Annotated in this window: 20 protein-coding genes; 10 read left to right on the top strand and 10 right to left on the bottom strand. The window is 63.1% G+C overall.

Annotated elements, in window-relative coordinates; genetic code table 11:
- Positions 1-4: 4 nt before the first annotated feature.
- From ACSFA3_RS14570 to ACSFA3_RS14550, 5 genes are all read left to right on the top strand, one after another.
- Positions 5-910 carry an AEC family transporter gene (locus tag ACSFA3_RS14570; protein ID WP_435506155.1) on the top strand — a complete coding sequence of 302 codons (906 nt, stop codon included), beginning with the start codon at positions 5-7 and terminating at the stop codon, positions 908-910.
- A 28-nt stretch (positions 911-938) separates the two neighbouring features.
- Positions 939-1,691 carry an SDR family NAD(P)-dependent oxidoreductase gene (locus tag ACSFA3_RS14565; protein ID WP_435506154.1) on the top strand — a complete coding sequence of 251 codons (753 nt, stop codon included), beginning with the start codon at positions 939-941 and terminating at the stop codon, positions 1,689-1,691.
- A 3-nt stretch (positions 1,692-1,694) separates the two neighbouring features.
- Positions 1,695-2,222 (top strand): nucleoside 2-deoxyribosyltransferase, encoded by a 528-nt coding sequence (locus ACSFA3_RS14560; protein WP_435506153.1) that lies wholly within the window; start codon positions 1,695-1,697, stop codon positions 2,220-2,222.
- A complete protein-coding gene (locus ACSFA3_RS14555; RefSeq protein ID WP_435506152.1) occupies positions 2,223-2,993 on the top strand; it encodes a molybdate ABC transporter substrate-binding protein in 771 nt (256 codons plus the stop codon).
- 76 nt (positions 2,994-3,069) lie between these two features.
- Positions 3,070-3,414, top strand: a complete 345-nt coding sequence (locus tag ACSFA3_RS14550; RefSeq protein WP_435506151.1) for a helix-turn-helix transcriptional regulator — start codon at positions 3,070-3,072, stop codon at positions 3,412-3,414.
- On the opposite strand, the gene ACSFA3_RS14545 is transcribed toward ACSFA3_RS14550, so the two are convergent.
- Positions 3,386-3,829 (bottom strand): hypothetical protein, encoded by a 444-nt coding sequence (locus tag ACSFA3_RS14545; RefSeq protein WP_435506150.1) that lies wholly within the window; start codon positions 3,827-3,829, stop codon positions 3,386-3,388. The two genes, ACSFA3_RS14550 and ACSFA3_RS14545, sit on opposite strands and share 29 nt — an antisense overlap.
- A gap of 55 nt (positions 3,830-3,884) precedes the next feature.
- Here ACSFA3_RS14545 and ACSFA3_RS14540 point away from each other — a divergent pair, with 55 nt between their 5' ends.
- Positions 3,885-4,538, top strand: a complete 654-nt coding sequence (locus tag ACSFA3_RS14540; RefSeq protein ID WP_435506149.1) for a HipA domain-containing protein — start codon at positions 3,885-3,887, stop codon at positions 4,536-4,538.
- A gap of 56 nt (positions 4,539-4,594) precedes the next feature.
- Here ACSFA3_RS14540 and ACSFA3_RS14535 read toward each other — a convergent pair whose 3' ends face one another.
- From ACSFA3_RS14535 to urtA, 7 genes are read right to left on the bottom strand one after another with little or no spacing between them, the layout of a single operon-like run.
- Positions 4,595-4,942 carry a zinc ribbon domain-containing protein gene (locus tag ACSFA3_RS14535; protein WP_435506148.1) on the bottom strand — a complete coding sequence of 116 codons (348 nt, stop codon included), beginning with the start codon at positions 4,940-4,942 and terminating at the stop codon, positions 4,595-4,597.
- Between the two features lie 16 nt (positions 4,943-4,958).
- Positions 4,959-6,185 (bottom strand): formamidase, encoded by a 1,227-nt coding sequence (gene fmdA / locus ACSFA3_RS14530; protein WP_435506147.1) that lies wholly within the window; start codon positions 6,183-6,185, stop codon positions 4,959-4,961.
- A gap of 38 nt (positions 6,186-6,223) precedes the next feature.
- Positions 6,224-6,913 carry an urea ABC transporter ATP-binding subunit UrtE gene (gene urtE / locus ACSFA3_RS14525; protein ID WP_435506234.1) on the bottom strand — a complete coding sequence of 230 codons (690 nt, stop codon included), beginning with the start codon at positions 6,911-6,913 and terminating at the stop codon, positions 6,224-6,226.
- A gap of 13 nt (positions 6,914-6,926) precedes the next feature.
- Positions 6,927-7,670: an urea ABC transporter ATP-binding protein UrtD gene (urtD, locus tag ACSFA3_RS14520; RefSeq protein WP_435506146.1), complete on the bottom strand. Its 744-nt coding sequence runs from the start codon at positions 7,668-7,670 to the stop codon at positions 6,927-6,929.
- Positions 7,667-8,794, bottom strand: coding sequence for an urea ABC transporter permease subunit UrtC (gene urtC / locus ACSFA3_RS14515; protein ID WP_435506145.1), 1,128 nt, complete (start codon positions 8,792-8,794; stop codon positions 7,667-7,669). Before urtC ends, urtD begins: the two co-directional genes overlap by 4 nt.
- A 2-nt stretch (positions 8,795-8,796) precedes the next feature.
- The gene (urtB, locus tag ACSFA3_RS14510; RefSeq protein WP_435506144.1) at positions 8,797-9,711 is read right to left on the bottom strand and encodes an urea ABC transporter permease subunit UrtB; all 915 of its coding nucleotides are present in this window, start codon (positions 9,709-9,711) and stop codon (positions 8,797-8,799) included.
- A gap of 25 nt (positions 9,712-9,736) precedes the next feature.
- Positions 9,737-11,038: an urea ABC transporter substrate-binding protein gene (gene urtA, locus ACSFA3_RS14505; RefSeq protein WP_435506143.1), complete on the bottom strand. Its 1,302-nt coding sequence runs from the start codon at positions 11,036-11,038 to the stop codon at positions 9,737-9,739.
- A gap of 254 nt (positions 11,039-11,292) precedes the next feature.
- Here urtA and ACSFA3_RS14500 point away from each other — a divergent pair, with 254 nt between their 5' ends.
- The gene (locus ACSFA3_RS14500; RefSeq protein WP_435506142.1) at positions 11,293-14,715 is read left to right on the top strand and encodes a hybrid sensor histidine kinase/response regulator; all 3,423 of its coding nucleotides are present in this window, start codon (positions 11,293-11,295) and stop codon (positions 14,713-14,715) included.
- Positions 14,699-15,592, top strand: a complete 894-nt coding sequence (locus ACSFA3_RS14495; RefSeq protein WP_435506141.1) for a response regulator — start codon at positions 14,699-14,701, stop codon at positions 15,590-15,592. Before ACSFA3_RS14500 ends, ACSFA3_RS14495 begins: the two co-directional genes overlap by 17 nt.
- 6 nt (positions 15,593-15,598) lie before the next feature.
- Here the strand turns inward: ACSFA3_RS14495 and ACSFA3_RS14490 are convergent, their stop codons facing one another.
- Both ACSFA3_RS14490 and ACSFA3_RS14485 read right to left on the bottom strand, forming a co-directional pair.
- A complete protein-coding gene (locus tag ACSFA3_RS14490; RefSeq protein WP_435506140.1) occupies positions 15,599-16,594 on the bottom strand; it encodes a Bug family tripartite tricarboxylate transporter substrate binding protein in 996 nt (331 codons plus the stop codon).
- Positions 16,595-16,714: 120 nt separating this feature from the next.
- Entirely contained in the window at positions 16,715-17,620 is a 906-nt protein-coding gene (locus ACSFA3_RS14485; RefSeq protein ID WP_435506139.1) for a LysR family transcriptional regulator, read from the bottom strand.
- Positions 17,621-17,763: 143 nt separating this feature from the next.
- Here ACSFA3_RS14485 and ACSFA3_RS14480 point away from each other — a divergent pair, with 143 nt between their 5' ends.
- On the top strand, positions 17,764-18,528 hold the full coding sequence (locus ACSFA3_RS14480; RefSeq protein WP_435506138.1) for a transporter substrate-binding domain-containing protein: 765 nt from the start codon (positions 17,764-17,766) through the stop codon (positions 18,526-18,528).
- Positions 18,529-18,694: 166 nt separating this feature from the next.
- The gene (locus ACSFA3_RS14475) at positions 18,695-20,956 is read left to right on the top strand and encodes a GNVR domain-containing protein (RefSeq protein WP_435506137.1); all 2,262 of its coding nucleotides are present in this window, start codon (positions 18,695-18,697) and stop codon (positions 20,954-20,956) included.
- Positions 20,957-20,987 lie beyond the last annotated feature (31 nt).

Genomic DNA, 20,987 nt, shown 5'->3' with positions numbered 1-20,987 from the left:
CCCGGTGAACTACGCGCAACTGCTCTTCCCCGACTTCTCCCTCATCGTTTGCGGCTGGCTCCTGTGCCGCTACACCGCGCTGGACCGCCGGGTATGGGATCAGGTCGAGAGCCTCGTCTACTACTTTCTGTTCCCGGTGCTGCTGTTCCATTCGATCGTCCGCAGCCCGATCGATTTCGGTGCGACATCGAATCTGCTGGTCGGCGGTCTCGGCGTCGGGCTGAGCGGCGTCGCGCTGGCTTATGCGATTCCCCACATCCCCGGCATCGGCAGCCGCATCGACCGTCGCGACCACGCGGCGAGCGCGCAGATCGCCTTCCGCTTCAACTCCTTCATCTGTCTCGCCCTGGCCGAACGGCTGGGCGGCGCGCAAGGCCTGCTGCTGATCGCCGTGCTGATCGGCGTCTGCGTGCCGCTGATGAACGTGGCGGCGGTCTGGCCGATGGCCCATCACGCGCAAAGCGGCTTCCTGCGCCAGCTGGTGCGCAATCCGCTGATCGTCGCCACCGCCTTCGGACTGCTGGTCAACCTGCTCGGCATCGCAGTGCCCGACTGGCTCACGCCAACGCTCTCCCGGATCGGTGCGGCATCGCTAGCGCTGGGCCTGCTGGCGGCGGGTGCGGGCATGCAGTTCGCGACGCTCGCGCGCGGCAAGCTGCTTGCGGTGTCGGTGCTGTCGATACGCCACCTCGTCCTGCCGCTGATCGGCTGGCTCCTGGCGCGGGTATTGCACCTGGACGCCATGCAGGGCAGCGTGCTGATGGCCTTCTCCGCAGTGCCTACCGCTTCCAGCGCCTATGTGCTGGCTGCGCGCATGGGGTACAACGGGCCGTTCGTCGCCGGGCTGGTCACGATGTCGACGGTGCTCGGCGTGGCGAGCCTGCCGTTCGCGCTGTCGCTGCCCCGGTAAAAACAGACCACAACCAAGGAAACGAGACATGAACACATACGATTTCAATGGCCGGACGGCCGTGGTCACCGGTGGCGCGCAAGGCATCGGCTATGCGGTCGCGCTGCGCCTGCTGGCCGGCGGCGCGAAGGTCGCGCTCTGGGACCATGATGCCGACGCGCTGAAGGCGGCCGCCGGATCGCTCGAAGGCAAGGGCGAGGTCGGCACCTTCCAGGTCGACATCACCCGACTCGACAAGGTCGAAGCCGCCGTCGCCGAGACCGAAAAAGCCCTCGGCCCCATCTCCGTGCTGGTGAACAGCGCAGGCATCGCGGGCGCCAATGCGCCGCTGGCCAGCTATCCGGCGGACGAATGGCAGCGCGTGCTCGACGTGAACCTCACCGGCACGTTCAACGTCAACCGCGCGGTCGTCGCCGGGATGGTCGAACGCGACTACGGCCGCATCGTCAATGTCGCGTCGATTGCCGGCAAGGAAGGCAATCCGAACGCATCGGCCTACAGCGCATCGAAGGCAGGCGTCATCGCGCTGACGAAGAGCCTCGGCAAGGAAACGGCAGGCCGCAACGTGGCGGTGAACGCCATCACGCCGGCAGCCGCGAAGACCAAGATCTTCGACCAGATGAAGCAGGAACACATCGACTACATGCTGTCGAAGATCCCGCGCGGGCGCTTCGTCGAGGTCGACGAGATCGCCGCGATGGTGGCTTGGCTGGTGTCGGCCGAGAACTCGTTCACGACCGGCGCCGTGTTCGATCTCTCCGGCGGACGCGCAACCTACTGATACATGAAGCCTCGCATCTATCTCGCTGGCCCCGATGTCTTCTTCAACGACAGCGAGTCCATCTTCCGGCGCCTCACGGCGCTCTGCGACAGCCTCGGCCTGCAGGCGCTCCCGCCATCCGACGGCGACATCGCCGCCGATATCCGCTTCACCGACGAAGAACGCGCCCAACGCATCTACGAAGGTAACATCCGGCTGATCCGCGAGGCCGACGGCATCATCGCCAACCTCGCTCCGTTCCGCGGTCACGAGCCGGATTCGGGAACGGTGTTCGAAGTCGGTTTCGCGACGGCGCTCGGCAAGCCGGTGGTGGCTTATGGCGTTGCGCAAGGCACCTATGCGGAGCGCGTGAGCGCTACGGTCGACTGCGTGACCGATCGGGCCGGCGTGCTTCGCGAGCGGGCAAGCGGGACGATGGTCGAAGGCCTCGGGCAGCGGCTCAACCTGATGCTGACGCGCTCCACCGCGATTTCCGAATCGGCAGAAGACGCGCTGTCGCTGCTCGCCCGCTTGCTCAGACCCGAGACCTAGATGAAAACGATGATCCGCACCCTCTCGCTCGCTGCTTCGGCAGCCATTGCCTTCTGCGGAACCGTCGCGCAGGCAGACACGATCAAGGTGCTGACCGCCGGCGCCTTCAAGCAGGTCGTGGTCGCGATGGCCCCGGCTTTCGAGGCGCGCACCGGCCACAAACTCGAAATCCAGAACGACACCGCCGGTGCGTTGATACGGCGTGTCGGCGCCGGGGAGCCGTTCGACGTGCTGATGCTGACACCCGCCGCGCTGCAGACGCTGGCATCGACCGGCCGCGTGATCCCGGACAGCATCGTGCCGCTGGCCAGGGTCGGCATTGGCGTCGCGGTGAAGGCCGGTGCGCCGAAACCGCGCATCGCCACTGTGGCGGATTTCAGGCAGACGTTGCTCGATGCGCGAAAGGTCGCGTACATCGATCCCGCAGCGGGCGGCTCGAGCGGCATCTACCTCGACGGCCTGTTCCAGCGCATGGGCATCGCCGAGGCGATTCGCGCGAAAGCCGTGCTGGTGCCGGGTGGTCTGGTCGCCGAACGTCTGGTCACCGGCGAGGCCGATCTGGCAATTCACCAGGTCAGCGAGATCCTTCCGGTAAAGGGAGTCGATTTGGTCGGTCCGCTGCCTGCGGAAGTGCAGAACGAGACGACCTATGCCGGCGCGGTGGCGAACGACACCATCCACGCCGAAGCGGCACGAAGCCTGCTTGCAGCCATGACAGGGCCGGAGGCGGCATCGACGCTGGCGGCCAAGGGAATGAGCCCGGCACGCTGAAGCTTTCCAGCCATCTTGCAGATGAGCGGATTAGTCAATAAACTGTCTCTTAACCCGGTTAAAAGATTGTTTATTGGTGTCCAGAAGCAGCCTTTCACTGTCCGTCATTCCTGAGCAGGCGCAAGCGGCGCTGGTCCGGATGGGCTCGCGCCTGCGCGCGCACCGGGTGCAGCGCGGCTGGACGGTCGCGGAAATGGCCGAACGCATGTTGTGCTCGCCGACCACCTGGCGCGCGGTCGAATCCGGCAGATCCGGCTCGAGCGTCGGACTCTGGGCACATGCGCTCTGGCTTTTCGGCGAGCTCGACGCGCTCGACACCGTCGCTCCCGCCCCTGCTGCGCTGGCGGCCAACCGACGCGTCCGTCGCACGCGCAGCGAGCCGGTTGCCGGCGTCATTGGTGACGACGAACGTGACTTCTGACCCAACCACGCCGGGGGGCCCGTCGACGCTGTATGTCGGCCTCGCGCAGGACGGTGGCAACGAAGCTTCGTCCGTCGGCCTGCTCAAGCTCGCCCGCAGCGGCGTCGTGGAGTCCGGCGAATTCGCATACGGGCGGCGCTATCTGGCGGCACCGTCCAGCTTCCCGCTCAACCCCGATCGCCTGCCGCTGCGCGACGCGCCATTCCTTCTGCCCGCCCGGCGGCTGCGGGACGGCGGCGCATTGCCGCTGACGCTTCGCGACGCGTTGCCCGACAGTTGGGGGCGCAAGGTGCTGGAGATCCAGCAAGGCCGGCCGCTGACGGATGTCGAAGCGCTGCTGCTCACCAACGAGGACCGTGTCGGTTCGATGGTGTTCGCTGCAGAGCTGCCGATCGGGCGCGAAGGCGACATTCATCCACGACGGCAAACGCCACATCGCCAAATTCGCGTCGCGAGGCGATACGCACGATATGGAAATCGTCGAAGCCGTCACGCTCGACCTGGCCGGGCTCTGCGGCATCGAAGTTCCGTCGTTCGTGTTGCAACCGCTGGCCACCGGACACGCGCTGCTTCTGCGGCGCTTCGACCGTACTGGCGACGTCGACGACGAACGCCGCCATCACTACCTGTCGGCCTCTGCACTGCTGGACGTGCCCTACGAATCCAGTCGCGGCAGCTATGTCGAATTCGCGCAAACGCTGCGCCGCATCTCGCACCGGCCCGCGCAAGACCTGCCGGAGCTGTTCCGTCGGATGGTCTTCAACCTCGTCATCGGCAACAGCGACGACCATGTGAAGAACCACGGCGTGCTGCATGTCGAAGGCAAAGGCTGGGAGCTGGCGCCGGCTTTCGATCTCGTCGCGCAGATCGAAGGACATGCGGGATATCAGGAACTGGCGATCCTGCCGGGGCAGCATGCGTCGAGCCTGGGACTGGCGCGGATGGCGGCACCGCACTTCGGCCTGGTTGCGGGCGAGGCGGAGGTGGTGATCGGGAAGATCGTTTCAACCGTCACAAGCCAGGTCGGGAATGCCGTCGAGGCCCGCTGCGAGGACATGGCGCTGTCGCGGATCTTCACGGCGTTCGTAGAGCTGCAGGGACGACGAATCGGCGCTGCCGAATAGTTCGCAATACGCACCGGATGAACGTTGCGTACTACGTCAGGCCGCATTGGCGAACCTCAATGACTGATCATCCAGGGTCGCCGGCCCGGCGCACTCTTAGCCCCATTCGGCGCAGTCACCGTCGCGCCGCGCTTGGTACTCCCGCCGGAACAACATCCGCATCCCGAGGGATGCTTCAGCCGCGCGTAATCACCCGAGCGCTTGGGCTCATGCCGCGCGCGCTCGTTGGTCTCGATGGCGCTGCGTGTGCTGCCCGCCATCAGCGCCAGGCTCGGCGCGAAGGCGAACACGCGCGGCGATGCGGCACCGCATCCCGGGCATGCGGCAGGCTCGTCGCGCCGGCTCACGCTGCGCAGCGCATCGAAGCCGCCGCAGCCGGCGCAGGCGTAGTCGTAGGTCGGCATGCTGTCGGCTCCTCGCTCAGACGATGTCGTGCGACAGCGGCATGTCGATGCTGCCGTCGATCATCTTCGTCGGCCCGTTGGCATTCGGATTGATGTCGAAGTCGAAGATCTGCGTCGGCAGCCACAGCGTCGCGCAGGCATTCGGCACGTCGACGACACCGCTGATATGGCCCTGCACCGGCGCGGTGCCGAGGATCGAATAAGCCTGTGCGCCGGAGTAGCCGAACTTCTTCAGGTACTCGATCGCGTTCAGGCAGGCCTGCCGGTAGGCGACGTTGACGTCCAGGTAGTACTGCTTGCCGGCTTCGTCGACCGAGATGCCTTCGAAGATCAGGTAGTCGTTGTAGTTCGGCGTCATCACGCTCGGCTTGAAGATCGGGTTCTTGATGCCGTACTTGGCCATGCCGCCCTTGATCAGCGTGACCTTCATGTGCACCCAGCCGGCCATCTCAATGGCGCCGCAGAAGGTGATCTCGCCGTCGCCCTGGCTGAAGTGCAGGTCGCCGACCGACAGGCCCGCGCCATCGACATACACCGGAAAGAACACCTTCGAACCGCGCGACAGATCCTTGATGTCGCAATTGCCGCCGTGCTCGCGCGGCGGCACGGTGCGCGCGCCTTCGGCTGCGGCCTTCGCCTTGGCATCGCCTGTCAGCCGTCCCATGTGCGCGGTGCCGGGCGAAGGCGGATTCGCGAGCCCACCGCTTGGGTTGGTGTCGATCAGGTGCTGCTCGCGCATGTTCCACAGGTCGAGCATCGGCTTGTCGGGCAGGCAGCCGATCAGGCCGGGATGAATCAGGCCGGCGAAGTTCACGCCGGGGATGTGGCGCGAGCTGGTGAACATGCCCTTGAAGTCCCAGATCGACTTCTGCGCCTCGGGGAAATGCTCGGTCAGGAAGCCGCCGCCGTTCTTCTTCGAGAAGAAGCCGTTGAAACCCCACAGGCTGTCCTGCTTTGCGCCGATGTCGAGCAGGTCGACCACCAGCAGATCGCCCGGCTCCGCGCCCTTCACGCCCACCGGACCCGAAAGGTAGTGCACGGTGGTCAGGTCGATGTCGCGCACGTCGTCGGCGCTGTCGTCGTTCTTGATGAATCCGCCAGTCCAGTCGAAGGTCTCGAGGATGAAGTCGTCGCCGGGATTCACCCAGCAAGCCATCGGGATGTCCGGATGCCAGCGGTTGTGGATGTTCTCGTTCTCGGTGGGCGACTTCGTCAGGTCGACCTTGATCAGCGTGTCCGTCATTTGAATTGGCTCCAGGGGTTGTGGTTGAACGAAAAGGGTCAGACCGACAGGTAGGCCTTGATGTGGTTGACATCGGTCTTGTCGCGCGCGGTTTCGTGGACGAGGCGACCGCCTTCGATCACGAACAGGCGATCGGCGACATCCATCGCGAAGCTCAGCACCTGCTCCGAAACGATGATCGTGATGCCGCGCCGACGACGGATCTCGTTGAGCGCCTTGGCTATGTCCTTGATGATCGAGGGCTGGATGCCTTCGGTCGGCTCGTCGAGCAGCAGCACCTTCGGGTCGGTGACCAGTGCGCGCGCGATGGCGAGTTGCTGCTGCTGGCCGCCCGACAGGTTGCCGCCCTTGCGCCGCTTCATGTCCCACAGCACCGGGAACAGCGCGTAGATGTCTTCGGGAATGCGGCGCGTCTTCGAGTTCTCCAGGCCGGTCTGGATGTTCTCCTCGACCGTGAGCGTCGGGAAGATCATCCGGCCCTGCGGCACGTAGGCGATGCCCTTGGCGACGCGCTTGAAGCTCTCGTCGTGCGACACATCGTTGCCCGCGACTTCGATGCGCCCGCTCCTGATCGGCAGCACGCCCATCAGGCTCTTGAACAGCGTCGTCTTGCCCATGCCGTTGCGGCCCATGATGGCGACCGTTTCGTTGGCCATCGCATCGAACGAGATGCCGTGCAGCGCCTCGCTCTGGCCGTAAGCGGTGTGCAGGTCGTCGACCTTGAGGATGATGTCGCTCATGTCAGTGGCCTAAATAAACGTCGATCACGCGTTCGTCGGCCTGCACCTTCTCCATCGGCCCTTCGGCGAGGATCTTTCCCTGGTGCATGACGGTGACCTTGTGCGCGATCTGCTTGACGAATTCCATGTCGTGCTCGATCACGATCACCGCGCGGTTCTTGCAGATGCGCTTGAGCAGTTCGGCCGTCAGCTCGCGTTCGCGCGAGCTCATGCCGGCGATGGGCTCGTCGAGCATCAGAAGTTCGGGCTCCTGCATCAGCAGCATGCCGATCTCCAGCCACTGCTTCTGGCCGTGCGACAACAGGCCGGCTTCGGTGCGCAGCCTGTCGCCCAGGCCGATGTCTTCGGCGACCGACTGCACGGCCGCCTTCACGGTGTCGGTGCATTTGAAAGCCAGCGCGCCGAAAACCGTGCGACCGCTCGGATACGACACTTCCAGGTTCTGGAAGACGCTCAGGTTCTCGTAGATCGACGGCGTCTGGAACTTGCGGCCGATGCCCAGCCGCACCCGCTTGTGCTCGGCCATCTTCGTCAGCTCGGTGTTCTTGAACTTGATGCTGCCGCTGCTGGCCTTGGTTTTGCCGCAGATCAGGTCGAGCAGCGTGGTCTTGCCGGCGCCGTTGGGGCCGATGATCACGCGCAGCTCGTTCCTGTCGATGTAGAGCGTCAGGTTGTCGATGGCCTTGAAACCGTCGAAGGAAACGGTCAGGTCTTCGACCGCGAGGGCGAAATCGGTGTTGCTCATGGAACTGCTTTCTTCGGCACTGCGGCCGATGCCTGCCGCAGCGCCTCGCGACGCGCCTTCCACCACGGCACGATGTGGCTCTCCCACAATCCTGCAAGCCCCATCGGGAAAGCCATCGTCACGCCGATGAAGAGGCCGGCCATCAGGAACAGCCAGAGGTCCGGGAAGCTCTCCGAGAACAGCGTCTTGCCGGCGTTCACCAGCAGCGCGCCGTACACCGCACCGACCAGGCTCAGCCGCCCACCGACCGCCGCGTAGATCACCATCTCGATCGACGGCACGATGCCGACGAAGCTCGGCGACATGAAGCCGACCTGCAGCGAGAACAGCGCGCCGCCGATGCCCGAAAGTGCAGCCGCCAGACAGAAGGTGAAGACCTTGAAGTTGGCGACGTCGTAGCCCGAGAAGCGGACCCGGTCTTCCTTGTCGCGCATGGCGAGCAGCAGCGTGCCGAGCTTGCTGGTCTGAATCCAGCGGCACAGCAAAATGCTCGCTATCAACAGGCCGACGCAGACGTAGTAGAGGATGTATTTGGCGCTGTCGGTGCGCGTGTCCCAGCCGAGCATCGTCTTCAGGTCGGTCATGCCGTTGACGCCACCCGTGTAGCCCTGCTGGCCGATGATGAGCACGGTGACGATCAGCGCCACCGCCTGCGTGATGATCGCGAAATACACGCCACCGACGCGCCGCTTGAACATCGCGAAGCTGATCAGCCAGGCCAGCACCGTCGGCACCGCGATGACGAGGATGAGCGTCAGCGTCAGGCTCTTGAACGGCACCCACATCAGCGGGAGCTCGGTGATCTGGTTCCAGTCCATGAAGTCGGGGATACCGGGCGTCGACTGGATCTTGGTGGTGATCGGGTCCGACGCTTCGAGCTTCAAAAACATCGCCATCGCGTAGCCGCCGAGCCCAAAGAAAACGCCCTGCCCCAGGCTCAGCACGCCACCGTAGCCCCACACCATCACCAGCCCGACGGCGACGAAAGCGTAGGTCAGGTATTTGCCGACAAGGTTGAGCCGGAAGATGTCGAGCGTGGCCGGCAACACCACCGCCAGAAGCAGTGCCAGCAGCAGCACGCTCCAGAGCTTGTAGCGCGTATTCAACGACTTGAGCATGTTCATGTTCAACGCCTCACTTTCGATGCGAAGAGGCCTTGCGGGCGGATCATGAGGATCAGAACGATGAGCGACAGCGTCAGCACCTTCGCCATCGATCCGGTGATGAAGAACTCACTGATCGATTGCGTCTGCGCGATGCCGAAGGCCGATACCACCGTGCCCAGCAGACTCGCCGCGCCGCCGAAGGTGACGACCAGGAAGGCGTCGACGATGTAGAGCTGGCCCGAGGTCGGCCCGGTCGAGCCGATGGTCGTGAAAGCCGCACCCGCAATGCCGGCGATGCCGCAGCCGATGGCAAACGTCAGCCGGTCGGTCTTTTTTGTGTCGATGCCGATGGCATTGGCCATCACGCGGTTGGCGACCGTGGCGCGCACGCGCAGGCCCCAGCGGCTCCGGTGCAGCGCGAGCAGGACGGTACAGGTGACCAGCGTGGTGAGGCCGAGCACAAACATGCCGTTGATCGGAATGTCGAGGCCCTCGGCCGGCGCCCACGACCCCATCAGCCATTCGGGCAGTGCCGGGCTGACTTCCTTCGGACCGATGAAGGTACGGAAGATCTGCTGCATGCCCAGGCTGATGCCCCAGGTGGCGAGCAGCGTATCGAGCGGCCGCTTGTAGAGATGGCGGATGAGCCCCCACTCGACGAACCAGCCGACGATGAATGCGATCACGAAAGCGAGTGCGATCGCGAGCGGAAAGTAGTACGCCATGAAGCCCGGCGCGTGCGTGCCGACGAAGGTCGAGGCCATGTAGATGGTGTAGGCACCGATCGTCATGAACTCGCCATGCGCCATGTTGATGACGCCCATCTGGCCGAAGATGATCGCCAGCCCGAGCCCCATGAGCAGCAGCACCGCGAACAGGCTCAGACCCGCGAAGCCCTGCATGAGGCCGATGTTCCACATGTCCGAAATGCTCATGGCGCAAGGCTCCTGGGGGTTGGGATTACTGATAGCCCTTGGGGAACGGATCGGGCTTGATCAGCTCAGGCGACTCCGCCACCACCTTGAAGCTGCCGTCCAGTTGCCCCTGCCCGATGCGCGCCTTGCTCCACAGGTGGTGGTTCGCATCCAGCTTCACGTAGCCTTCCGGTGCGTTCTTCAGCTCGATGCCCGGCGATGCGGCGACCACCTTGTCGACGTCGAAGCTGCCGGCCTTCTCGACCGCCGCCTTCCACAGCCACGGGCCGAGATAGCCGGCCTGCGTCACGTCGCCGATGACAGCGTCCTTGCCGTACTTGGCCTTGAAGGCCGCGACGAACTTCTTGTTGTTCTCGTTCGGCAGGCTCTGGAAGTACTTCATCGACGAATAGAAGCCGGCGAAGTTCTCGCCGCCCACACCCGTCATCTCGTCTTCCGTCACGGCCAGCGTCAGCAGGAACTGCTTGTCGCCGGTGATGCCCGCAGCCTTCAGCTGCTTGTAGAACGCCACGTTCGAGCCGCCGACCACCGCTGCGAAAATGCAGTCGGGCTTGGCGACCTTGATCTTGTTGATCAGCGAATTGAAGTTGGTGTGGCCGAGCGGGTAGTACTCCTCGCCCTTGATCGAGCCCTTCTGGAAATTCTCGACATGCTTGCGCGCGATCTTCATCGAGGTGCGCGGCCAGATGTAGTCGGAGCCGACCAGGAAGAAGGTCTTGGCCTTCTTCTCCTTCTGCGCCCAGTCCAGGCCCCAGATGATCTGCTGCGTGGCTTCCTGGCCGGTATAGAAAACGTTCTTGCTCTGCTCGAGGCCTTCGTAGAAGGTCGGGTAGTACAGCAGGCCGTTTTCCTTCTCGAACACCGGCAGCACCGCCTTGCGCGACGCGCTGGTCCAGCAGCCGAAGACCGCCGCGCAGTGGTCGTTCACCAGCAGCTTCTTCGACTTCTCGGCAAACGTCGGCCAGTCGGAGGCGCCGTCTTCCTTGATCACCTTGATCTTGCGACCGAGGATGCCGCCCATCGCGTTGATCTCGTCGATGGCGAGCTGCTCGGCCTGGATCGAGCCGGTCTCCGAGATGGCCATCGTGCCGCTCGACGAATGCAGCTGGCCGACGGTGACTTCCGTGTCGGTCACGGCGAGCTTGGTCGTGTTCACCTTGGCCGTGGGAAATGCCTGCCCGAATGCGAGGCCGCTCAGGCCCAGCACGGGCAGCGCGGCGGCGCCCTGCAGCAGTCGGCGGCGCTGTGCCGCATGGTGCAACGCTGCGGACAGGTCGAGAGATTGGTTTTGCGGATCCTGCGGATCCTGGTCGCGGTCACGGGCCATGCGGAAATCTCCAGTCGGGGTTGATGAACGAAAAGCTGTGGTTCGGAGACTCGAAGACTTGGCACCATCGTTGTGCGCTTCGGGTCGCCATGGCCGCAACTCTAGGAACGACGGATGCGCAGGCGAATACGTCAATCAACGTAGCCGCCAGGCACGCGCTTGCGACGAGACTTCGCGACATGAATCGACACCGAAGCGATCGAGGACCGCTTCTTGCGAGCGTCGGGGGACACCCTTCCCGAAAGCACGGCGCCATGCCTTCCGCCAGCGAACCAGCGCCCCGCCCGACGACCCATCCGGTGACGGGCCAGAAGATCTTCCGCATCCGCCGCGACTACAACACCTGGGTCGCGAACGAAACGCTGGAGGACTACGCACTGCGCTACACGCCGCGCAGCTTTCGTAAATGGTCGGAGTTCCGGGTCGCGAACGCTGCCTTCGGCGCCACTTCGTTCCTCGCGCTCGAAGCCATCGGCGGCGCGATCGCGCTGAGCTACGGCTTCGCGAACGCGCTGTGGGCGATATTGGTAGTCGGCATCGTCACCTTCTTCACCGGCCTGCCGATCTGCTACTACGCTGCCAAGTACGGCGTCGACATGGACCTGCTCACGCGCGGCGCGGGCTTCGGCTATCTCGGCTCGACGCTCACATCGCTGATCTACGCCAGCTTCACCTTCATCTTCTTCGCGCTGGAAGCCGCCATCCTGGCGCTGGCGCTGCAGATGTATTTCGACTGGCCGATGGCGGTCTGCTACCTGGTGTCTTCGGTCGTCATCATTCCGCTGGTGATGCGCGGCATCACGATGATTTCGGCCCTGCAGCTGTGGACGCAGCCGGTCTGGCTGGTGCTCTTCGTCTGCCCGTTCATCGCGGTGCTGTGGAAGAACCCGCAGGCATATTCGGACTTCACCGGGCTGGTGGGCCGCATCTCCGGCGGCAACGACTTCGACCCGCTGATGTTCGGCGCGGGCGCCACGGTCGCGTTCTCGCTGGTGGTGCAGATCGGCGAACAGGTCGACTACCTGCGTTTCCTGCCCGAGAAGACCGCGGCCAACCGCCGCAAGTGGTGGGCGGCCGTGCTCATCGCCGGGCCGGGCTGGATCGTGCCGGGAATGATCAAGATGATGGGCGGGGCCTTCCTCGCCTTCCTTGCGCTTCAGCACGAGATTCCGGCAGCGCACGCCGTCGAACCGACGCGCATGTATCTGGCCGGCTTCGGCTACGTCTTCGACAACCCGGACTGGGTGCTCGGCGTGACGGTGCTCTTCGTCGTAGTCTCGCAGATGAAGATCAACCTGACCAACGCCTATGCCGGCTCGCTGGCCTGGTCCAATTTCTTCGCTCGGCTCACGCACAGCCATCCGGGCCGCGTGGTGTGGCTGGTGTTCAACGTGCTGATCGCGCTGCTGCTGATGACGCTCGGCGTCTTTGGCGCGCTGGAGAAGGTGCTCGGCCTCTACAGCAACATCGCCATCGCCTGGGTCGGCGCGCTGGTGGCCGATCTGGTCATCAACAAGCCGTTGGGCTGGAGCCCGAAGTCGATCGAATTCAAGCGCGCCCATCTCTACGACATCAACCCGGTCGGGCTGGTGTCGATGGTGGTGGCGGCGACGGTGGCGATGGTCGCTTACGCCGGCCTGCTCGGCCCGTGGCCGGCCTCGTTCTCGCCTTTCATCGCGCTGCTGACGGCATTGGTCGTATCGCCGCTGCTGGCCTGGCGCACGCGCGGCAGGTACTACCTGGCGCGCACCGATCTACAGCACTGGGCGCCGGGAGAAATCGTGCGCTGCGCGGTCTGCGACAACAGCTTCGAGTCCGAGGACATGGCGCATTGCCCGGCCTATGCGGCACCGATCTGCTCGCTGTGCTGCACGCTCGAATCGCGCTGCCACGACGCCTGCAAGAAGGATTCGCGCGCGTCGGAGCAGATCGGCGTCTGGCTCAAGGCGCTGCTGCCGCCGGCGCTGGCATTGCGGCTGAACTTTCGGGTCGCGCATTACGTGCTGGTGGCGACATCGCTGATCGCCCTGCTCGCGACCGTGATGGGCATCGTCTACGCGCAGGAGGGACTGGTCAACGCGCACGCGGCTAACGTGTTCCTGCGCGGACCATTCCTCAAGGTATTCGCGCTGCTGGCGATGGTGGCCGCGGTGGCGGCCTGGTGGATCGTGCTGGGCAGCGAAAGCCGCAAGATGGCGCAGGAGGAATCGAACCGCCACAACCATCTGCTGACGGTCGAGATCGAAGCCCACGGCCGCACCGGCACCGCGCTGCAGGCAGCCAAGGAAGCCGCCGAATCCGCGAACCAGGCCAAGACGCGCTACGTCGCCGGCATGACGCACGAGTTGCGCACGCCGCTCAACAGCATCCTCGGCTACTCGCAGATCCTGCTGAAGGCCGACGGCGCCGTGCGACCGCCGCGCGAGACGGTGCAGACCATCCACCGCAGCGGCGAACACATGCTAGGCCTGATCGACGGCCTGCTCGACCTCGCCCGCATCGAGGCCGGCCGCCTGCAGCTCGAACCGATGCCGCTCGCGCTGCGCGACTTTCTCGAGGAAGTCGTCCGCATGGTGCGTCCGCAGGCCGAGAGCAAGGGCCTGGCCTTCGTCTACACCGAGAGCGGCCGGCTGCCGGAATGGGTCAATGCGGATGCCAAGCGGCTGCGCCAGATCCTCATCAACCTGCTGACCAACGCCGTGCGTTTTACCGATGCCGGCACCGTCACGCTGCATGTCGACGCGCGGCGCCACGTGCTGCGCTTCGACGTGATCGACACCGGCATCGGCGTCGCGCCGCAGGACCACCAGCGCATCTTCCTGCCCTTCGAGCGCGGCGCGGCGGGACGCCGCCATGGCGAGCCGGGCACCGGGCTCGGCCTGACCATCACCGGCCTGCTGACCTCGCTGATGGGCGGCGAGCTGAAGATGACGCACACATCCAGCGCGGGCAGCGTCTTCAGCGTGCGGGTGTACCTGCGCGAAGTCGCCGATCCGGGCCCGCAGGCCGAACCGCAACGCGCCATCACCGGCTACTTCGGCCCGCGCCGCACGCTGCTGGTGGTCGACGACCAGCCGGTGCAGCGCCAGATGCTGGCCGGCATGCTGATGCCGCTCGGCTTCGAGATCCGAGAAGCCGCGAGCGGCACCGAATGCCTCGACAGCCTGCGCGAGCACGTGCCCTCGGCCATCCTGCTGGACATCAGCATGGACGACATGGACGGCTGGGAGACGGCCCGCCGTGTGCGCGCGACCGGCTTCGAAGCAGTCCCGATCATCATCGTGTCGGCCAACGTGTTCGAGAACCAGACCGAGCGGCTCAAGGAATCGAACTGCCAGGCGTTCATCGGCAAGCCGGTCATCGAGTCGGAGCTGATCGTCACGCTCGAACGCAACCTCGGGCTGGCCTGGATGCAGCACACGGCGCCGCCCGGCGTGCCACCCGGCTTCTATGCCAAGCCGGCACCGTTGAACCTGCCCGACGACGTGCGCGGCGAACTGATGCGGCTGGTACAGGTCGGCCACGTGCGTGGACTGCAGCAGGCGCTCGACCGCATCACCGCCGAAGATCCGTCGCTCGCCGCGAGCTGCACCTTGTTGCGTGGCATGGTCGCGCGCTTCGAACTCGAAGGCGTGCGCTCCGCGCTGATGGAGGACGACGATGTCGCTGCTGCCTGAGAACGAACGCCCGGTCGTGCTGGTCGTCGACGATGCGCCCAGCAGCCTCGGCATGCTGTGCGACACGCTGGAAGCCAGCGGCTACACCGTGCTGGTCGCGGGCGACGGCGAATCCGCGCTGCAGCGGCTCGAACTGGTGGTGCCCGACGCGATCCTGCTCGACGGCATGATGCCCGGCCTTTCCGGCTTCGAGACCTGCCGCCGCATCAAGGCCAACCCGGCGCTGGCGCACATCCCTGTGCTGTTCATGACCGGCATGTCGGAGACGCAGGACGTTGTCGAGGGCTTCGCGAGCGGCGGCGTCGACTATGTCGTGAAGCCGATTCGCGCGCAGGAGGTGCTGGCGCGGCTGCACACGCATGCACGCAATGCACGCATCGTGCGGATGGCGCGGGATGCGGTCGACGTGGCCGGCATGGGCGTGGTCTTCGTCGACACGCGCGGGCGCATCGCGTGGCGTTCGCCGCAGGCTGCGCTGTGGCTGCATGCGCTGGGCGAGCCGCAGTCGCCGGGCCAGCTGCCGGTCGCGGTCGAGGGCGCGCTGACCGGCGTCACCCCGTTGCGCGTGACGACGGCCGGCGGCACGCTGCTGTCGGTGCGCAACCTGGGCGCGGCAGCGCTGGGCGAAACCATGCTGCTGCTGGCGCAGGTGCGGCCGGGGCCGGAAGCGTCATCGCGGCTGGCCGACGCGGCATTGACGCCGCGCGAGACCGAAGTGCTTTCATGGCTGGCCAAGGGCAAGACCAACCGCGACATCGCCGAGATCCTCGGCATGAGTCCGCGCACGGTGAACAAGCACCTGGAGCACATCTTCGAAAAGCTGGGTGTGGAAACGCGGTCTGCGGCGGCAGCGCTGGCGACGGGGCAGCTGGGTTAGGTCGCCTCAATCCCCCTGAATCTGCGACGCCTTCACCACGCTGCCCCAACGCACCAGCTCTGCCTTGCTGAATTCACCAAGCCGCGCCGGGTCCATGTAGTCCGCCGAAGCGCCCTGCTCCGCCGCCTTCTGCTGGAACGCCGGTGTGGCAGTGAGCTTGGCGATCTCGCTGCTGATGCGGTCGACGATCGGCTGCGGCGTCCTGGCCGGCGCGAAAACCGCGAACCACGATGTCGCGTCCAGCTTCGGCATGCCGGCTTCGGCGGAAGTCGGCACGTTCGGCAGCGACGGCAGGCGCGTCTTGCCGGTCACGGCCAGTGCACGGAGCTTGCCGGCCGCGATGTGCTGCATGAACGGCGGCGGCGTGCCGAAAGTCATGTCGACCTGGCCGCCGAGCAGGTCCTGCAGCGCCGGACCGGTGCCCTTGTACGGTACGTGCGTCAGCTGGATGCCGGCCTGCTGTTCGAGCATGGCGCCGGTCACGTGCTGCAGCGATCCGTTACCGGACGACGCGTAGGTCAGCTTGCCGGGATTGGCCTTGGCATAGGCGATCAGCTCGGGCAGCGTCTTTGCCGGGATGCCTTCGCGCACGACGACCAGCTGCGGCGCGCTCACCACGTTGGCGACCGGCCGGAAATCTTCCGCCGACCACTGGGGTTTCTGCTGGCTCACATGCGGCGTGATGACGTGGTAGCCCGAGTACTGCATCAGCAGCGTGTAGCCGTTCGGGTCGGCGCGCTTCACGGCCATCGCGGCGATGACGCCGTTGCCGCCACCCTTGTTGTCGACGACGATCGACTGGCCCAGCGCCTTGCCCAACGGCTCCGCGAGCATGCGCGCGGAGATGTCGGTCGTGCCGCCCGGCGCGGTTGGGACCACGAGGGTGATCGGGCGGTTCGGGTAAGGCGCGTCCTGTGCCGCCGCCGTGCCGACCAGGCCGATGGATGCGATGGATGCGATCAGCAGCGCAGCGCGGCGTGTCAGTGCTTGTTCTTTGTTCAACGGATGTCTCCTTCACTGTGCGGAGCGCCGATTCTGGGAGCGCCACGCAACGAAGGGAAGCGCAAAGCCGCCGCACGAGCTTTCGTGGATCGCGAAAGCAGAGTTGGGTCAACCCTTAGTTCAGCCCTCGGTTCTGGCTGCGCAGAGATGGTCGATCAGCAGACGCACATGGCGCGGCACCGCCGCCGCATCGCGCACGCCGATCAGCAGCCGGCGTTTGGCCCAATCGTCCTGCAGCGCGATCTGGCGCAGGTTCATCGAGCGCAGATGCGGCCGGATCGCCTCCCCCGGAAGCACCGCCACCCCGAGCCCGGCCGCCACCATCTGGCACATCGCGTCGAAACTGCGCACCTGCAGCCGCATCTTCAGGCTGCGCCCGAGCGCGTTCGTCTCCGCCTGCAGCCGCTTCGCCAGCGACGTGCCCTTCGGCAGGCTCACGAAGTCGTAGTCGATCGCTTCCTCGAACCGCACCGACCGCCGCTTCGCCAGCGGATGGTCCTGCGGCACCACCAGCACCAGCCGGTCCTCGCGGTAGTTCATCTGGTGCAGCCCGAAAGCCGGCGTGCGGTCCGCATAGATGCCGAGGTCGGCCCGGCCGTCCAGCACAGCCATCACCACCTCGACGCTGTTCTCCTCTTCCAGCTCGATGCGGATGCCGGCATTGGCGCGGATGAACGACGAAATGTCCGCCGGGAGGAACTGCGTGACCGCCGAAGTGTTGGCCCAGAGCCGCACCACGCCGACCAAGCCGGTCGCGTAGTCGGAGAGATCGGCTGCAAGCTGGTCGACGTTGCTCAGGATGCGCTGGGCATGCAGCCGGAGTGCGTGGCCGGCGACCGTAAGCGTGATGCCGCGGGAATGGCGCTCGAACAGCGGCGCGCCGACGGCGGCTTCGAGATCGGTGATGCGTTTGCTGGCTGCGCCGACTGCGAGGTTCGCCAGGGAGGCGCCGCCGCTGATGCTGCCGCTGCGGGCGATCTGGGTGAAGAGAGAGAGGGAGAAGAGGTCTAGGCGCTGGAGGTTCACGGGTCGGATTCTGCAGCGGGCATGGAATCTGCTGCTTACGAATTACTCCTTCGACTACCAGCTCCTACCGACGACACGCCATGCCTGCCACGCCAGATAAGCCCATAACGCCCTGCTCTCACCTACAGCTATTTTTGAAGCCAGTGCTGCTGGTCGCAGCCGCGTCACTCGCAGTCAGCGTCGCCCACGCACAGACGGCGCTCGATGACATCCTGAAAGCCAAAGTCATCCGCATCGCCATCCCAACCGACTTTCCGCCCTACGGATCGGTCGGCGTCGACCTCAAGCCGCAGGGGCTGGACATCGACATGGCCAACTACATAGGCACAAAACTCGGCGTCAAGGTCGAACTGCTGCCCGTGACGACGGCCAACCGCATCGCCTACCTGCAGACCAAGAAGGCCGACCTGGTCGTTTCGACGCTCGGAAAAAACCCCGAGCGGGAGAAAGTGATCGATTTCACCATCGCCTACTCGCCCTTCTTCATTGGAGTGTTCGGGCCGAAGACGATCGCGCTGAAGACGCCAGGGGAAATGGCGGGCAAGTCGATAGCTGTCACTCGGGGATCGGTGGACGACGCGGAACTGACCAAGGTCGCGCCGCCGACCGCCGAATTGCGGCGGTTCGAGGACAACAACACAACGATCTCGGCGTTCGTCGCCGGGCAGACACAGCTCGTGGCTACAAGTGCACAGGTGGCGGCGGCCATGATGGGGAAGAACCCGCAGCTAGGGACCGAGTTCAAGTTCGTGCTGAAGGATTCGCCGAACTTCGTGGGGGTTGGGAAGGGAGAGGAGAAGCTGAGGGGGAAGGTGAATGAGATCTTGGCGGGGGCGAAGAAGAGTGGGGATCTGGATCGGTTGGCGGTGAAGTGGTTGGGGCGTCCGGTTGGGGAGCTGCCGGAGTGAGGGTGTTTTTGGGAGTCTCCAGCCGCGTAACGTCAAGTCAGTTGTCGCATTAAAGACAATCAAGAAAACTTTGTCACGCTCTCACAAGCACGCAATCTAAAGCTAGTACTTTATGTTCTAGTATCGAACGCTTACATTTTTCGTAGTATCTAGGAATCTTCAACCCATGAGCCGATTGCCGATAGCCTCTTCAGTTGACGACCAGCGTCGCCCTTTACCTTCGTCGCGTCCCGGCGATGTGATTGCGTTCTCAAACGATGACGAGCCGGGATTCTCCGAATATAGGGACATAGTTCTCGCGCACAAGTGGTTAATTGCCGGCGTGACGGGCCTCGTATTACTAATTGGCTTGGCTTACATAGTTATCGCAACTCCAATTTACCGCGCCAATCTGCTTATCCAGATTGAAGATTCTGCACCTGAAAGCAAGAGCTTTCTCACTGAAACGACTGGTCTAGGCGAGCTTAAGACAACAGCCAGTGGCGAAATTCAGGTTCTCGGATCACGTATGATTTTAGGAGCTGCCGTAGATCAGGTCGGCCTGCAAATCGACGCACGACCACGCTTAATTCCAGTAATAGGAGACTGGCTTACTCGAGGTGCTACAGGACTATCGAATCCTGGATTCTTAGGTGTTGATGGATATGTGTCTGGGCTCGAGCGAATAGCAGTCACAAGATTTAATGTTCCTTCCAAGTATGAAGATGTTCAACCGTTCAAGATTACGGTGCTGCCGGAAGGAAAATACTCGATCTCTCATGAGTTACTCGATGCACCGCTCCAAGGCTCAGTTGGTGTACCTATGCGTCACATGAGCCCCGATGGAGAAATTCTAATTGATATTAGCGAACTGTATGGGAAGGTAGGCGCCGATTTTCTCATCTCCGTTTCTTCTCGACTAAATTCGATCGAGAACTTGCAAAGTCGCCTGTTAATGTCTGAACAAGGGCGCCAATCAAATGTTGTCAATGTCACGCTCGAGGATAGCGACCCCGTGAGACTCGGACTTGTGCTCGACGCTATCGCCGAACGGTATTTGGGACAAAATGTACAGCGAAAATCAGAAGAAGCAGAGAAGACACTTGCGTTCCTTAGTGCTCAACTTCCTATATTTGAGCGTCAATTAAAGGCTTCTGAAGATGCTTTTGCGCGGTTTCGTAACCAAAATGGGACGATCGCATTTGACGAAGAAGCTAAAGTTTGGCTACGCAGTGCCGCCGATCTGCAAAGCAATCTTTTAAATCTGCAGCAAAGCAGACTAGATTTGCGACGAACTACTAATGAGACACACCCAAAAATTCAAACCTTGAATCAACAGATTGCAGCTGTCCAGTCAGAGCTTATGTTGATAAACAAGAAAATCACGGCTATGCCAAACGTGCAGCGCGACGCACTTAGGCTTGAACGGGACGTACGCGCAAACAGCGCTCAATATCAATCCATGCAAAATAACGCTTTGCAAATGCGATTAGTGAGCGAAGGAAAGATTGGGAACGTTAGGATTCTTGATAGAGCAGTTGTTTCTAAGGCGCCAGTTAAGCCGCAGAGAAAATTGATTCTAGCGTTTACGCTTGTCACAGGTCTTCTTCTGGGCCTCGCGGCGGCGGTAATCTGCGCACGTATGCGCAATGGCGTGCGAAACGCGAATGAAGTTTCCATGGCAACGGGTTTAGAACTATTTGGTAGCGTTCCGCAAAGCCCTGAACAATTGAAGCTCATCGACAAAAATGGGCAAACAGTCTCAGGTAAACTTTTAACAGATACCTACCCATATGCACCATCATCTGAGTCTCTGCGGAGCATACGTGTCGCGCTTAGAAGAACTGTCAACGCTGCGTCTAACAATCGAGTGCTAATCACAGGAGCCACTGCAAGAATCGGTAAAAGCTTCATAGCTAGCAATTTGGCTGCGCTAATGGCTCAGACTGGAAATCGTGTTTTATTAATCAATGCAGACATGCGGAAAGATGATGAGACAGATGCATTTGGATTAATGCGCTCACCCGGCCTGTCGGAATTGGTCTCAGGTTCAGTTCCAATAGCCATAGCCATTCAATCAAACGTTCGCCCAAACCTTGATGTACTTACGGCAGGAAAATTTGATGGTTTTTCTGCAGACATGTTTGAAGCGAAACCTTTTCATGAGGTCTTGGATGCGGTTTCGAGGATGTACGATCACATTATCATCGATTCGGCGCCGATTTTGGTTGCTGCAGATGCGATAGCAATTGCGCCTCTTTGTGGATCCGTTCTATTAGTAGTTCGGAAGGATGCAACCGAAACGTCAGAAGTTACCGAGAGTATTAGACGTATAGCTCAAGCAAGCGGAGCAGTTGATGGATTCATCTTCAATGGATCACTCCAAGCGAAGCCTCGCCCCTCAAAAGCGTCATATACGCAACAGGCTGCTCGCAGCTCAACAAGCTGATCTTATAAACAATCACTTGCACTAAAATTAT

Origin of the sequence: Variovorax glucosi (genome assembly GCF_051216695.1) — a bacterium.
GTDB lineage: Bacteria > Pseudomonadota > Gammaproteobacteria > Burkholderiales > Burkholderiaceae_C > Variovorax.
The sequence above is the reverse complement of the archived record's forward strand: the minus strand, read 5'-3'. Positions and strand labels throughout refer to the sequence as shown.

What these genes read in the sequence shown, in the direction of transcription:
- ACSFA3_RS14535 (WP_435506148.1), bottom strand. Translation starts at nt 4,942, where the DNA reads ATGCCGACCTACGACTACGCCTGCGCCGGCTGCGGCGGCTTCGATGCG.
- urtA (WP_435506143.1), bottom strand. Translation starts at nt 11,038, where the DNA reads ATGGCCCGTGACCGCGACCAGGATCCGCAGGATCCGCAAAACCAATCT.
- ACSFA3_RS14495 (WP_435506141.1), top strand. Translation starts at nt 14,699, where the DNA reads ATGTCGCTGCTGCCTGAGAACGAACGCCCGGTCGTGCTGGTCGTCGAC.
- ACSFA3_RS14500 (WP_435506142.1), top strand. Translation starts at nt 11,293, where the DNA reads ATGCCTTCCGCCAGCGAACCAGCGCCCCGCCCGACGACCCATCCGGTG.
- ACSFA3_RS14545 (WP_435506150.1), bottom strand. Translation starts at nt 3,829, where the DNA reads ATGAATGTCGCCTTCGCGCCCGATCGGCAGCTCTGCAGCGAACACCAT.
- ACSFA3_RS14555 (WP_435506152.1), top strand. Translation starts at nt 2,223, where the DNA reads ATGAAAACGATGATCCGCACCCTCTCGCTCGCTGCTTCGGCAGCCATT.
- urtB (WP_435506144.1), bottom strand. Translation starts at nt 9,711, where the DNA reads ATGAGCATTTCGGACATGTGGAACATCGGCCTCATGCAGGGCTTCGCG.
- urtD (WP_435506146.1), bottom strand. Translation starts at nt 7,670, where the DNA reads ATGAGCAACACCGATTTCGCCCTCGCGGTCGAAGACCTGACCGTTTCC.
- urtC (WP_435506145.1), bottom strand. Translation starts at nt 8,794, where the DNA reads ATGAACATGCTCAAGTCGTTGAATACGCGCTACAAGCTCTGGAGCGTG.
- ACSFA3_RS14560 (WP_435506153.1), top strand. Translation starts at nt 1,695, where the DNA reads ATGAAGCCTCGCATCTATCTCGCTGGCCCCGATGTCTTCTTCAACGAC.
- ACSFA3_RS14565 (WP_435506154.1), top strand. Translation starts at nt 939, where the DNA reads ATGAACACATACGATTTCAATGGCCGGACGGCCGTGGTCACCGGTGGC.
- ACSFA3_RS14475 (WP_435506137.1), top strand. Translation starts at nt 18,695, where the DNA reads ATGAGCCGATTGCCGATAGCCTCTTCAGTTGACGACCAGCGTCGCCCT.
- fmdA (WP_435506147.1), bottom strand. Translation starts at nt 6,185, where the DNA reads ATGACGGACACGCTGATCAAGGTCGACCTGACGAAGTCGCCCACCGAG.
- ACSFA3_RS14540 (WP_435506149.1), top strand. Translation starts at nt 3,885, where the DNA reads ATGGAAATCGTCGAAGCCGTCACGCTCGACCTGGCCGGGCTCTGCGGC.